Below are 14293 nucleotides of genomic sequence, written 5' to 3'. Positions count from 1 at the left end.
ACATTGAAAACTAAGAAAAATGTTGAAAAATTTAATTGCCCTTATCCTACTAACAGCCCTCTCGCTGCATTTCGCGCTGGCCCAAGAAATTATCGAGTTACCCTTTGAAAAACCAGCGGAAACCATCTGGGTAGGTGGTGAAAAAGAATATTATTCCAAAATATGGAATAATCCGGTGGTGACGAATGTATCGGTTCCTAGTATGCAGGTGTTTCGACCGGAAAAACCAAACGGAACTGCAGTTATTGTCGCTCCAGGGGGTGGCCTTTATGCGCTAAGTATCAAAAGTGAAGGCACAGACGTTGCCGAGTGGCTCGCTCAAAAAGGCATTACCGCGTTCGTTTTAAAATATCGACTGGTACCCACTGGCGAAGATGGGGTTCAGGAAATTACCAAAGACGGGATGACAAACCCAGCCAGAATCGTTGAACGGGTATCTCCGGTCATGCCCTATTCCATTGCCGACGCCCTCGCCGCTATCGATCATGTGCGGAAGAACGCCGAGGACTTCAAAATCGATACCGATAAGGTAGGCTTTATGGGTTTCTCCGCTGGCGGAGCGGTGACCATGGGAGTGGGCTATAATTATACCCCCGAGAATAGACCCGACTTTTTGGTCCCCGTTTATCCTTGGACAACGGTGTACCCGGTACAGGAGGTTCCAGCCGATGCCCCCCCGATGTTAGTGATTTGTGCCAGTAATGATCCTTTGGGTCTCGCACCGGGCAGTATCGAACTCTACACCTCATGGCTCAAAGCGAACAAATCGGTCGCGCTACAGATGTTTTCCAAGGGCGGGCATGGCTTTGGAATGAAGGCACAGAATCTGCCCAGCGATAATTGGATAGCACGCTTTCACGATTGGGCCATTGCCGAAGGCCTGACCACTGCACCAACCATTGAATAGTATGAAAAAGTTTGTTTTATTCTTACTACTATTACCACTGGCCTCCCGAGCTCAAGATCCGGCTCGGTTTGCCGAAGAAATCGCCAGCATTCAACAGAAGTACGATACTTTATGGGATGCCTCAAAGGAGACAATCGTTTTTACCGGCAGTTCAAGTGTTCGTATCTGGAAAACCCTGGAAAGCAGCTTTCCGAACCACCAAATCGTGAATTCCGGTTTCGGGGGCTCTGAGGCTTCCGATTTGTTGGCTTATTCAAATGAATTGATTTATCGATTTCAACCTAAAAAAGTATTTATTTATGAAGGGGATAACGATATCAATTCCAAGAAAAGACCGAAAAAGATCATCAGCGATATGCAGCTTATCATCGCCGGCATCCGCGCTCACAATCCAGAAACCAAAATAGTACTGATTGCGGCCAAACCGAGTCTTGCTCGATGGAATTACCGCAGGAACTACAAACGCCTGAACCGCAAATTCAGAAGGTTGAGCCAGAATGATGACTTTATCGACTACGTAGATGTTTGGAAACCCATGCTAGACGGTAGAAAGGTAAAAAAGGATATTTTTATTGAGGATGGTTTGCATATGAACGAGAAAGGCTATCGCATTTGGTACGATACCATTAAAGGCTTTGTTGAAGAATGATACCACTACTGCCAGTTTAAACCAATGCTCAGGGCCATTTATTAACACGCTGTATCAACACGGGATGGTATCCTAATTCCAATGACCAGTAATTTTTAAACCGATAATTTCATTTACCATGTCCAGAACTTTAATTCATAGCCTCCTTGTTTGCTGTATCTGCATCGCCATTCTTGCCTGCACTGAAGAAAAAAAGAAGCGGGTCCTTAATTTTCCAAAAACGGATTTGGCCGCGGAAAACATGATTCCGAAACCGGTAAAAGTAATCCCAACGGAAGGTGGGTTCGCCCTAGACGAATTTGCGGCCATTTACACTACCAATGCGCAGGATTTTCAAGAAATTGGGAAATTCCTAGCAGCTAAAATAAAAGGGAAAACAGAATTGGATATTCCTGTGAATATAGCGGAAGTTCCGAATCGGGAGGGTGTCATTTACATCAACCAATCTGATAGTATTGACCTGCAGGCACCGGAATCCTATCAATTGTACATAACCCCCGATTCGGTTATTTTAAATTCGAACTCCGCTGCGGGCGCCTTTCGCGGAGTACAGACATTGCGACAGATTATTTCGGAGACATCGAACGATACCTTGGCGGCCTATCCTGTTTGGACCATTCCTACGGGAAAGATAATCGATGGTCCGCAATTTGAATACCGAGGTGCCATGCTGGACGTAGCCCGACATTTCTTTGATGTGGGTGACGTTAAAAAATTCATCGACCTGCTCGCCTATTACAAGTACAATGTCCTGCATCTTCATTTGACAGATGACCAAGGATGGCGCATAGAAATCAAGTCATGGCCCAAACTGACCGAGGTGGGAGGAAGTACCGAAGTTGGTGGAGAAGCAGGTGGATTTTACACCCAAGAAGAGTATAAAGAGCTAGTGGCCTATGCGGCGCAACATCATATTACCATAGTTCCCGAGGTGGATATGCCCGGGCATACCAATGCGGCATCGGTCTCCTACCCCATTCTCAATGGAAATGGTAAGACGCCGAAGCTGTACGAAGGCATGCGCGTAGGCTTTAGTACTTTGGATACCCGAAAGGATACCGTCTACACTTTTATCGATGATGTGATTCGCGAGATTTCGGCCATGACCCCCGGCCCCTATTTTCATATCGGTGGTGATGAGAGCGATGCGACCAAAAAGAGCGATTATATCTACTTCGTAGAAAAAGTCGAAAAAATCGTTCAGAAATATGGCAAGCGGATGATCGGTTGGGATGAAATCGCACAGGCCGATTTAGATTCCACTTCGATATCACAATTTTGGAGACATACCGATTTTGCCAACGAAGCCATAGAACAGGATATGAAAATCATCATGTCTCCGGCAGTAAAGACCTATCTGGATATGCAATACGACACCCTCTCCAAGCACGGCCTGCATTGGGCGGCCTATATTCCTACGGATACAGCTTACAATTGGACTCCTGAGGCCTATGAAGGTATTCCCCTAAAAAATATTCTGGGCATTGAAGCACCACTTTGGTCAGAGACCATCAGCGATATCGACGAATTGGAATACCTTGCTTTCCCCAGAGCCATCGGCTATTCCGAACTAAGCTGGACTACCGAGGAAAATAGGGATTGGGAGAACTACAAAGTCAGGCTAGCCAACCAAGCGCCGTTTCTTGACCGTATGGACGTAAAATACTATCCTTCTCCTTTAATCGACTGGAAAAAAAGCAAGTATAGCTACGAAGAGATAAAGAAGGATTAAGGAAGTTTAAAAAAAATTACAAACCAGCCGTAGCTTCTCCAGTATCAAATGGACAATACATTTACGCTCGCAGCGTTTTTTTCTGTACAAAACGAAACAAACTTTGCGTATTAGAAGCACATTAAGAAAAACGCTTTTCATTGCTATTATAACTGTGGCATCACTTTCGTTTTGCTCCGAAGAAGTAATGGACGCCCCAGCTCCCACGGCCTTTGAATGTACATCTCATGTTGCGAACCCAAAGGGAAAACGCGTTGTTGGATTGGATATTTTAGACCTTTCCCAGACAGGTAGTTTTAATGACAATATCGACCTTGCCAAACAAATGGGCATCGATTTTATTGCACTCCATATCAATTGGACAGCCATAGAGACTTCCCCTAATGTCTTCATAGACCCTGATGACGCTCTCGCCAGCTTGGCAAAAATAGCTATAGACAATAATCTTAAATTCAGCCTCACCATTCGTCCAATTGACCTTACAGGCAAAACAGTACCGAAAGATTTGGAAAACAAACGATTCAATGTGCCTGAAATGAGCAATCGATTCGATAAGCTAATGGACTTTGTGTTCACTAAAGTAGACCCCTCAGTATTGCAAAATCTGCAGATAGGGAATGAAATAGACGGTTACGATACGGCCAGCGAAGCTCCTGACTTTTGGCAGGATTACGGAATCTTTTTAGGCGCAATTGCACATCATATTCATCTAAAGTATCCTTCACTCCAGATTGGTTTTACCGGAACGATACCAGGGCTGTTGGAGAACCCAGCCGTTTTTAATGATTTGTTGCAGAATGTAGATATTCTCGGCGCCACGTACTATCCATTAAACAGCGATTTTAATGTAAAGCACCCCACAGTCGTTTTCGAAGATTTAAATGCGCTGGTAGCAGCCTTTCCGAGCAAACCAATTTATCTTCAAGAGGTGGGCTATCAAAGTAGTCCTACCAATAATAGTTCAGAAAGTAAACAGGCGGAATTTTACTGTAATTTTTTTGCCGCATGGGATAGTCAAAGAGATGCTATATTTTCCGCCAATTTGGTACGACTGCATGACTATTCGATAACGGCGGCCCAAGAAGGCGCGAGACCTTATGATATTTCAGACATAGTATTTATTGAATATCTCAGAACACTAGGCATTCGCACATATGATGGCGATGGTACAGAAAAAGAAGCATTTTCAATAATTCAGGATAATTTGATTGCTCGAGGATGGTAGCTGCGGCATTTTATCTTGTCTAAAAGAATCATTACAATCTAGTTCTTCATCCCTGGTAGCCCCTCCGGTTTCTTGGTCTGCCAGTGAAAGACTTCGGCCTTTTTCTCCGTAGGCCAGACCTCGTCTAAAGTATCCGCTTTATACACCCTCCCGTTCTTTACGACATGCGTTAACGTATTGGTGTTTCGAATGTCATTTAAAGGGTTTTCATCCATCACAAGGATGTCCGCCAACATGCCCACCCGCAAGCTTCCCAAATCCCCATCCAGTCCTAAGGCCTCTGCACCTAATGTCGTGGCGACTTTAAGGGCATCGTGGTTGTTCATTCCACCGCTGCTTACAGACCATAGTTCCCAATGAAAGCCCAGTCCCTGTAGTTGTCCATGGCTTCCTACGCCGGCCAATCCACCGGCCCCCACCAAGTCCTTCATAAACTCGGCGTGTTTTTTGAATACATGTTCCTCGTCCATAAACCAGCCCGGTCTTCTTCTTGATTTCTGGGCCAGTTCTTCGTAGGGTGTAAAGTATTGCAGTTTTGCATCATCCCATACCTTCTCTCTGGAATAATAATAATTCTCTGCCCAAGGCCCTCCGTAAGAAACCAGTAAGGTTGGTGTAACCGCCATCTTGGAATCCGCAATGGTTTTGACCACATCATTGTAAATGGGGTAAATGGGTAAGGAGTGTTCATGGCCCGGGTAACCGTCGAGTAGCTGGGTCATGTTCAATTTGAAATCGAGTCCGCCTTCTGTGGTCGGCATGAGTTCTAATTCCTTTGCAGCCATAATGACCCATTGGCGTTGTTGGCGGTTCCCGACCAAATACATCTTTATGCTTTTGGTATTGTAATACTCGCTGTATTGTTTCAACACCTCTTTCGCGTGGTCCAGACTCTCGATTTGATACTTCCAAAAACCTACGCCCGGGCCTGTACTGTAGACACGTGGTCCGTGAAGCATTCCGGCCTCTACCATATCGGCATAGGTCAACACGTCGGTAGTCGCGGTTTGGGGATCTCTTGTAGTAGTCACGCCATAAGCCAGATTGGCCGAATACATCCATATCTGGTTCTTGTGTACGCCCCAATTGGGCCACATATGGGCGTGCGTATCTACAAAACCCGGGGTGAGCGTCTTTCCGGAAACATCGATGATTACGGTGTTTTCAGGAACCGTTAGGCTGCCCGAAGCGCCTATCGCCTTAATGCGGTTGTTTTCGAGGAGTATATCCCCATTTTCGATAACCTCATCACCTTTCATCGTAATCAGCCGTCCCCCTCGCAACAAGACCATCCCCTGTGGGATGTCTTTGCCGTAACGCACTTTTATCTTGAATTCCTCGGCAAGGAATTTTGGGTCTTTCTTGTCCTTGTCCTCTTTCTTATCTACCTCGGTGGAATCCGTTTCGGTTTCCTTGCCCTTCATTTTTTCTTTCTCTTTTTTGATGAGGTCCAGGCTGTCCTGAAACTTCTTTCCAGCCAAAAGGTCGTACCTGAAGTGACTTGCCCCTAATGACCAGTGCACCTTTTTACTATCGTGGGACCAGACTGGAAACTCTCCGCCCATCACGGTAAGCTTCATGGCCGGAAAAGCGGCCTTATCCGCCTTTGCCAAAGAAACGCTGGGCGTTTTCCCATATCGGGGAATAGTCACTGTATATAAATCGTTGTTGATCAAGGCCAAGGCCGTTTTGCCGTCCGGGGAAATATGAATTTCCGTCGGTTTCGAAGCTTTTTTATTTTCCCGCCAGCCGTCTTCAGCGGTCGGTAAGGCTGAGGGTATCCCGTACGCTCCATCATGGTCTTTACCAAAAATATCTTGTGAACCAAAGGTTTCTATACCTGTCAGTTTTAAATGCTCCTTTTCATCGGAGCCGTCCCATCTAATGGACAAAAGCCCCTTTTCATTTTGGCTTAGGTAAATACGGTCGTCTATTTTCGTAAAATGGGGGATTTGCCGCCCTTTGGACTTGTCGATAAATTGAATCTCCCCACCATTCGAGGACACCCAGGCCAAATCTACCTGACTTCCTTGAGCGAAAGGGCCTATGGCATCGTCATAGCTTTGCGCCGTGCCGCGGTGAAACACGATACGATTACTTTTATACGACCAGGCGGGATGGGTATAGATTCCCGGTTCCTTGGTCAGCCGTACGGGTTTCGGCCTTCCGTCAACATTAATTTTGTATAGATGACCCCCGCCCTGCTTCCAAGTGGTAAATACTACGGAAGTTCCGTCAGGCGACCAAGAAGGTTGTGCTTCGGTAAAGTCGTTGGTGGTGAGTCGTTTAGGTGTCCCATTGGGCAAAGCCATCACATATAAGCGATTTAAAGCTGTAAAAGCCAATCGCGAACCATCTGGGGAGGGCTTCGCATCGCGAATCTGTGTGACCAAGGCTTCGGTCGTATCTTCAATAGGGTATTTGAATTTCAATTGTGGACCCAATTCCAATTTTACATCCACTTGAAACGGAATTTCCCTAGCCACATTATCGTCCACGGAAATCGAGTAAATCTTACCCCCATAAGAGGCAATTACACTTTTACTATCGGGCGTAAACGACATGGCGGGCAACACCCCAAGTGGAGCAATGGATTCTTGTTCATCCCGCTGCACGGGATAGGCCAACCAGCGTTCTTTACCGGTTTTAAGGTTTCGTAGTACCAGTCCGGTTTCGGCCTCGAACCGCGTACCATAGACCAACCAGTTACCGTCATTGGATAAAGTTGGGGTAAAGGCAGAACCATAGCGAGAGGTTACTACGGCCATATCGCCATCTTCCATATCGTAGGCGCCGATTTGATATTGTGGTAATTGGGCATTATAGTTCCAAGAACTTTTTCGTTGGGAAAAATAAAGGAGTTTGCCATCGGCACTGAAGGCAGGGTCTATTAATTTAATCTCCTTAGGTTTATCGACCAACTGACTTCCCGAACCTCCATCTTTATGATAGATATGCGGTTTGATATTTCGGCGACCTTTGGCCCCGACCAAATATTCCCCATCAGGTGTCCATTCGGCAGAAAAGAAATTATGCTTCTTTTCTTCGGTCACCTGGGTCTCTTTTTTAGAAGCCAGGTCGATGGTCCAAATGTTATCGGAACCGCTCTTATCGGAAATAAAGACCAATGATTTGCCGTCCGGACTATACCTCGGATGCACATCATATTGCAGGCCATTAGTCAGTGCTTTAGCTTTTCCTCCGGTGATGGGCATGGTGTAAATGTCGCCCATTAAATCGAAGGCAATGGTTTGTCCGTCGGGGCTCACGTCCAAGGAAATCCAAGTACCCCTATCCGTTGCGAATTCGATGGTGCGCTCGGGTTCGAGGGGAAGTTCTTTGGTGGCTTTTTTAGTGGAATCCTTGGCCGTTTCCTGTGCTAGGAGTGGGAAAAATAAAAAAAGCAGGGCACAAATTAACAGCTTTTTTAGAATTGAATTTTGCATCGGAATACTGGTTTTAAGTAGTCGCCTAAATATAACCAATTGTTTCGGTTTTCTAGTGAACTTCGTATTCATCGGTTTGGTCATTTTGGTAAAATATGTCATACGAAAAAACCGCGAACAGAACAGTCCGCGGTTTTGTTAAGTTACACAATTCCAAAACGATTATTCTTCCGAATCGTCACTTTTAGATGCTTCATCATTAGCCTTGTCATTCTTTGAGTCGCTATCCTCCGTAAAATCGGTGATGCCCTGCTCGTGCAGAATATTATACCATTGGATTACTTTTTTGATATCGCTGGCGTAGACCCGATCTTCATCGTAATTGGGCAACACTTCGAAAAAGTATTCTTCCAATTCCAGCTTATCCGCTTTGTGGCCTACACTGGTTTTGCCTCCTTTTTCCTTTACCTGAATGTTCAGAAAAACCTGGCGCAGGGGAAGCTCCTCTTCCAAGGTATAGATGGCGATTTCCGAGAGCACGCTCACGTTACTTCGAAGTCCCACCGAGACCTTTTTACCATCTAACAATGATTCCGCAACAAAACCTGCCCTGGTTTGGGTAATCAATTTGAAAAGCCCGGGTTTACCGCCTATGGCCAAAATTTTCTCTAAACTCATATATCTTTAATTGCAAGCACAAATATTATACTTTTACTTTGATTTCAGCAGCGCTAGCGCGCTTTTTTCATTTCTGGAAAACGCATGCGATAATCTACTTGAATCTTACCTTGGGCTATATTTTTCAATCGCCCTTTTAAAAGGCGTTTTTTCAAAGTCGACAACTTATCGGTAAACAGGATTCCCTCGATATGATCGTACTCATGTTGAATGACACGCGCGAGCAAGCCATCATACGTTTCGGTATGGGGCTTGAAATTTTCGTCTTGATAGGTAATCGTAATCGTATCCTTTCGTTTGATGTCTTCCCTTACATCGGGAATACTCAAACATCCTTCGTTAAAGGCCCATTCCTCGCCGGTTTCCTCGGAGATTTTCGCATTTAGAAAGGCCTTTTTAAAACTGCCAAGGCTTTTTTGTTCTTCCTCGGATAATTCCTCATCGTCTGCGAAAGGACTCGTATCGACCAAAAACAATCGAATCGAAAGGCCGATTTGTGGGGCGGCCAAGCCGACTCCATTTGCATTGTACATCGTTTCCCACATATTATCCAGTAGGTTATCCAATTTGGGGTAGTTCTTATCAATATCGGTCGATTTCTTTCGAAGTACCGGATCACCATAAGCTACAATGGGTAATATCATCAAAATCTGTTTAAATAGGCCTGTAAAATAAGTGTCGCACTAATCTCATCTACCAAAGCCTTGTTTCTTCTTTTACTCTTTTTTATGCCCCCTGCGATCATTGCTTGTACCGCCATTTTTGAGGTAAAGCGCTCATCCTGTCGCTCAAGAATTATTGCGGGGAATAGTTTACGTAATCTATTGATGAGGGGTTGGATCATCGCTTCTGATTCCGATGGGGTATTGTCCATCTGTTTTGGTTCCCCGACCACGATACAGGATACATTTTCCTTTTTGATATATGCTGTCAAAAACGGAATCAACTCAAAAGTATTTACCGTAGTCAACCCGGACGCTATCAATTGTAATTCGTCGGTCACGGCTATCCCCGTGCGTTTCTTTCCAAAATCCAATGCCAAAACCCTACTCACCTTTTTTGGCAAAAATAACCTATAAATTGTTATATCTCTAAATTTGAAAGGCATATTCATCGGGGGCAACTTATATTTGTGCAAATCTTAAATTGGAGCATGACAGCATTACAAGACACCATTGAAAACGCCTGGGATAACAGGGAACTTTTAAAGGAACAGCATACCCAAAATGCCATTCGGGAGGTTATCGATTTATTGGACTCCGGAACATTGCGTTGCGCCGAACCCACATCCGACGGATGGAAAATCAACGAATGGGTCAAGAAAGGTGTTGTCTTGTATTTTCCGATTCAAAAAATGGAAACCCTTGAAGCGGGTATATTTGAATACCATGATAAGATTCCCCTGAAGAGAGGGTATGCCGAAAAGGGCATACGTGTCGTCCCGCACGCCGTGGCCAGACATGGCGCCTATATTTCCAAGGGGACTATCTTAATGCCCAGTTATGTGAATATCGGGGCATACGTAGATGAGGGAACCATGGTCGACACCTGGGCAACGGTAGGTAGTTGCGCCCAAATCGGCAAAAACGTGCACCTTAGCGGGGGTGTGGGTATCGGTGGTGTTTTGGAGCCTTTGCAAGCCGCACCCGTCATTATCGAAGATGATGCCTTTGTAGGATCGCGTTGCATCGTCGTCGAAGGAGTTCGCGTCGAAAAGGAAGCCGTCCTAGGTGCCAATGTGGTGCTTACCGCCTCTACAAAAATCATAGATGTTACTGGCAACAAACCAATTGAACGCAAAGGTAGGGTTCCTGCCCGTTCAGTTGTTATACCAGGGAGTTACACGAAGAAATTTCCTGCAGGGGATTTTCAAGTGCCCTGTGCATTGATCATCGGCACAAGAAAAGAAAGCACCAATAAGAAGACATCGCTAAACGATGCGCTAAGGGAACACAATGTAGCTGTTTAATTTGTAAGAATTTTATAGTAACGCATACTATTTTGCGCTTTTTAAAGTTCTAATACCAGACCACTCCTAAAATGAATAACCTACGCATATCTTACTATGGAGTTTCAGCGCGCAAGAATATCAGCATTAATTATAACTTTCAACGAAGTCGGGTACATCGAAAAGTGCTTGAAATCGGTAGAATTCGCAGATGAAATTATCGTTGTAGATTCTTACAGTACAGATGGAACCTATGAATATTTAGTTGCCCACCCCAAGGTGAAGGTAATTCAGCATCCTTTTAAAAATTATACTGCGCAAAAAGCGTTCACGCTCAACCAGGCTTCGAACGATTGGGTAGTTTTCGTCGATGCCGATGAGGTGATTACCGCAGCACTAAGGGAAGAAATCATCGCCACCACAAACTCCTCGGCGACCCATGCCGCCTATTGGTTTCGTAGAAAATTCATGTTCAAGAGGGAATTACTACGTTTCAGTGGATGGCAAACAGATAAAAATTATAGACTCTTCCGAAAGAGCAAGGTTAGATTTTCAGAGAAACGTATCGTACACGAGACCTTGGAGGTCAATGGTACATCGGGTATCTTAAAATCAAAACTGACCCACTACTGCTATCGCGATTTTGCGAATTACAAGCACAAAATGGTGCTCTATGGAAGACTAAAGGCCAAAGAGGCCTTTCAAAAAGGTAAACCCTTTAGTGTTGCGCTTTTACTTTTAAAACCAACCTTTACTTTTCTTTATAACTATATCGTACGTCTAGGTATTTTAGATGGTTTTAAAGGTATGACGATATGTTACCTGGGAGCGCTCGGTGATTGGGAACGCTACTTGGAGCTGAGAAGACTGGAGCATGAACAAAAAGTTCCAAGTCTAAAGCCAGTGCGGCAAACTGGAAATTAAGAGGGTTCTTCCCAACGTATATTTCGCGGGGTTTCAATTGCTATTCTATTTCAATTACGCATCCATTCATTCTAAAAACAAACGCTCCTTAAATATTCCTTTAGCACGGAGGTAATATTGAAGTTGACCCCTAAAATTATTCTCTCCAGACTCTTGAAAGGTCAGCAAAACAAAGTTTTGTAAGACTTCCTGCAATTTTCATAAAAAGTGCCTTCGAGCAATTCACGATTGGTTTTGCATTTAAAACTTCCGATATTTTTTTATTAAGTTCATAATCCCCTTATATTGTGTCCGTAGAACAAAAGTTCAATTTAAAACGATATAGATTTTGAAGATTATTATTCTTGCCGCTGGTATTGGTTCTCGTTTAGGAAATCCGTTTCCCAAACCACTTACTCCGTTAAAAAACGGAAAGACAATTATGGGCATGCAAGTCGAAAATCTAGGAAATCATTATTCCGTAGATGATATCAATGTTGTTGTAGGTTTTAAAAAGGACCTGATCATGGAACGTTTTCCAGAGCTTATTTACATTTATAATCCATTTTTCGATCGTACCAACACTTCAAAAAGTCTCCTTAAAGCCTTGAAAAAAAACCGTCATAGCGCTGTGCTCTGGTTGAATGGCGATGTCGTATTCGACGATGAACTTTTGACCCTTTTTAAACCATATATTGAGAAAGGTAAATCTTTTGTAGCCGTGAACACGGATAAGGTAGCGGATGAAGAAGTAAAATACACCTTAAAGAACGGCTATATTCATGCACTTTCAAAAGAGGTGAAAAACGGTTTGGGAGAGGCTGTGGGCATCAATTATATCGCTAAGGACGATGTTGCTTGCTTCATTAAGAGGCTAGAGGAATGCGATGACAACGATTATTTTGAACGTGGCCTTGAAATTGCCATTGCTGAGGATGGATTGAAGGTTTCCGCTCTCGATATTTCAAAATTTGATTGTATGGAGGTCGATTTTAAGGAAGATTTGGAAAGTGTGAACAATATCTTTCACAAATGAAATTTATTCTTTTTTGCCAAAACGCGTACGCCTTCGGTATTTTAGCACCCATTCGTGAAGTACTTGTGGCACAAGAAGATGATTTCATCTGGTACCTTTCTAAAAAACTGCTTCACAAATTCCCCTTCAAGAATGAGCCGCACACCACGAGTATTTTAGACTTGCAATACTACAAGAGTGATGTGATCTTTGTTCCAGGTAACGAAGTCCCCTACTACTTGCGGGGTCTTAAAACACAAATTTTTCATGGTCTGGCCGGCGAAAAGAAAGGGCATTTTAGGATACGTCATTACTTTGACCTGTACCTTACCCAAGGGCCATATTTTACTAATCGCTTCAATGAGCTGAAAGCTAAACACAAAGATTTTGAAGTTATCGAGACGGGATGGCCAAAATTAGATGTATACGGGACGGACAGAAACCGATATGATGCAGAAAAAGAACAGCTCTTAAAAGAGCATCATACCGACAAAATCATTCTATATGCGCCAACTTTTTCGCCTAGTTTAACATCTGCGGAAGATTTACTGGGCGAAATCGAAAAGCTGGCGGTCCAGACCGGATATTTGATTTTTATTAAGTTTCATGATTTAATGGATGTTCAATTCATTGAAGCCTATAAGACACTTTCTGAAAAATATGGGAATATTATTTTCAAGGAAGAAAAAAACATCATTAAATACCTGCTCCAGGCCGACCTCTTGATTAGTGACACCTCATCTGTCATCTACGAGTTCTTGCTTTTAGATAAGCCCGCGATTTCATACAAGACAATTGCAGAGCATATTAGATGGGATAATTTTAAGGAGAAGAGCGGTTTAATCGATCATGTTTTAACTAACCTGAATAGCCAAGTGTTCTCAAAGCAACGCAAAGAATTAAACGCGATGCTCCATCCGTATTCCGACGGTAAATCTTCGGAGCGTATGGTCGCTGCAGCCAAAGAATATATTAAAAAAAACGGAGTTCCAGAAAAAAGGAATCTACCCTTATTTAGAAAATTAAAAATAGACGCCATCTTTGGCAAGCCCATCAAAAACCTATGGGACGGTAAAGTTCGAAATAAAATTTCCGCACTTCTCATCACTTTCAATGAAATCGCCAACATAGATGAAGTTTTGGAGAACATTCAATTTGCCGATGAAATTATCGTTGTCGATTCCTACAGTACAGACGGTACTGTAGAGCGCATAAAAACCAACTCGCGGGTGCAATTATTTCAGCGGCCTTTCATAAATTATACCAATCAAAAATCGTTCGCCATGAAACAGGCTTCCAATGATTGGATCTTATTTTTGGATGCGGACGAGCGACTGACCGATGCCTTGAAAAATGAAGTATTGCTTACCGTAAATTCCGAAAATGCCGCTGAAGCCTATATGTTCTATCGCACCTTTATGTTTCAGAAAAAAATCTTGCGGTTTAGCGGTTGGCAAAGCGATAAGAATTTTAGGCTGTTCAGAAAAAGCAAAGCATCTTTTACCAAAGATCGTATCGTACACGAAACGCTTAATGTAGACGGCAAAACGGACGTGTTAAATCATAAATTGATTCATTATTCCTATACGAATTACGAGGATTACAAAGGAAAGATGATAAAGTATGGGCAGATGAAAGCACAGGAAGAATTTGAAAAAAACTACAAACCCAACCTCTATCATTTCACGCTAAGACCAGCCTATCGTTTCTTCAACCATTATTTCTTAAGACTGGGATTTCTTGATGGTAAAAAGGGCATCATTATTAGCTATTTGAACGCTCTCGGAGTCTATAGTCGCTACAAAGAGTTGAAACGACTCCGACAAATCAATACGAACTAAACCTGACCA

At 43.6% G+C, this 14293-nt stretch carries 12 protein-coding genes; 8 read left to right on the top strand and 4 right to left on the bottom strand.

What is annotated here, in order from left to right:
* Window positions 1-19 precede the first annotated feature (19 nt).
* The 4 genes from FGM00_RS04255 (at window position 20) to FGM00_RS04240 (ending at window position 4513) form a co-directional block, all read left to right on the top strand.
* A complete protein-coding gene (locus FGM00_RS04255) occupies window positions 20-907 on the top strand; it encodes an alpha/beta hydrolase (RefSeq protein WP_138851713.1) in 888 nt (295 codons plus the stop codon).
* A gap of 1 nt (window position 908) precedes the next feature.
* Window positions 909-1556, top strand: coding sequence for a GDSL-type esterase/lipase family protein (locus FGM00_RS04250; RefSeq protein ID WP_138851712.1), 648 nt, complete (start codon window positions 909-911; stop codon window positions 1554-1556).
* A 118-nt stretch (window positions 1557-1674) separates the two neighbouring features.
* The gene (locus FGM00_RS04245) at window positions 1675-3288 is read left to right on the top strand and encodes a family 20 glycosylhydrolase (protein ID WP_138851711.1); all 1614 of its coding nucleotides are present in this window, start codon (window positions 1675-1677) and stop codon (window positions 3286-3288) included.
* Between the two features lie 154 nt (window positions 3289-3442).
* A complete protein-coding gene (locus FGM00_RS04240; protein WP_138851710.1) occupies window positions 3443-4513 on the top strand; it encodes a glycoside hydrolase 5 family protein in 1071 nt (356 codons plus the stop codon).
* A 38-nt stretch (window positions 4514-4551) separates the two neighbouring features.
* On the opposite strand, the gene FGM00_RS04235 is transcribed toward FGM00_RS04240, so the two are convergent.
* The 4 genes from FGM00_RS04235 to ruvX form a co-directional block, all read right to left on the bottom strand.
* Window positions 4552-7959, bottom strand: a complete 3408-nt coding sequence (locus FGM00_RS04235) for an amidohydrolase family protein (protein ID WP_138851709.1) — start codon at window positions 7957-7959, stop codon at window positions 4552-4554.
* Between the two features lie 162 nt (window positions 7960-8121).
* The gene (locus FGM00_RS04230; RefSeq protein WP_138851708.1) at window positions 8122-8577 is read right to left on the bottom strand and encodes a DUF5606 family protein; all 456 of its coding nucleotides are present in this window, start codon (window positions 8575-8577) and stop codon (window positions 8122-8124) included.
* 53 nt (window positions 8578-8630) lie between these two features.
* On the bottom strand, window positions 8631-9221 hold the full coding sequence (def, locus tag FGM00_RS04225; protein ID WP_138851707.1) for a peptide deformylase: 591 nt from the start codon (window positions 9219-9221) through the stop codon (window positions 8631-8633).
* Window positions 9221-9631, bottom strand: a complete 411-nt coding sequence (ruvX, locus tag FGM00_RS04220; RefSeq protein WP_138851706.1) for a Holliday junction resolvase RuvX — start codon at window positions 9629-9631, stop codon at window positions 9221-9223. Before ruvX ends, def begins: the two co-directional genes overlap by 1 nt.
* A gap of 99 nt (window positions 9632-9730) precedes the next feature.
* Here ruvX and FGM00_RS04215 point away from each other — a divergent pair, with 99 nt between their 5' ends.
* From FGM00_RS04215 to FGM00_RS20060, 4 genes are all read left to right on the top strand, one after another.
* Window positions 9731-10546 carry a 2,3,4,5-tetrahydropyridine-2,6-dicarboxylate N-succinyltransferase gene (locus FGM00_RS04215; RefSeq protein WP_138851705.1) on the top strand — a complete coding sequence of 272 codons (816 nt, stop codon included), beginning with the start codon at window positions 9731-9733 and terminating at the stop codon, window positions 10544-10546.
* Window positions 10547-10642: 96 nt separating this feature from the next.
* Window positions 10643-11449: a glycosyltransferase family 2 protein gene (locus FGM00_RS04210; RefSeq protein WP_138851704.1), complete on the top strand. Its 807-nt coding sequence runs from the start codon at window positions 10643-10645 to the stop codon at window positions 11447-11449.
* A 328-nt stretch (window positions 11450-11777) separates the two neighbouring features.
* Window positions 11778-12464: a phosphocholine cytidylyltransferase family protein gene (locus tag FGM00_RS04205; RefSeq protein WP_138851703.1), complete on the top strand. Its 687-nt coding sequence runs from the start codon at window positions 11778-11780 to the stop codon at window positions 12462-12464.
* Complete coding sequence (locus FGM00_RS20060; RefSeq protein ID WP_138851702.1) at window positions 12461-14284, top strand: CDP-glycerol glycerophosphotransferase family protein; 1824 nt, start codon at window positions 12461-12463, stop codon at window positions 14282-14284. The genes FGM00_RS04205 and FGM00_RS20060 overlap by 4 nt, the downstream gene beginning before the upstream one ends.
* Window positions 14285-14293 lie beyond the last annotated feature (9 nt).

The organism is Aggregatimonas sangjinii (genome assembly GCF_005943945.1).
Classification (GTDB): domain Bacteria; phylum Bacteroidota; class Bacteroidia; order Flavobacteriales; family Flavobacteriaceae; genus Pelagihabitans; species Pelagihabitans sangjinii.
The sequence above is the reverse complement of the archived record's forward strand: the minus strand, read 5'-3'. Positions and strand labels throughout refer to the sequence as shown.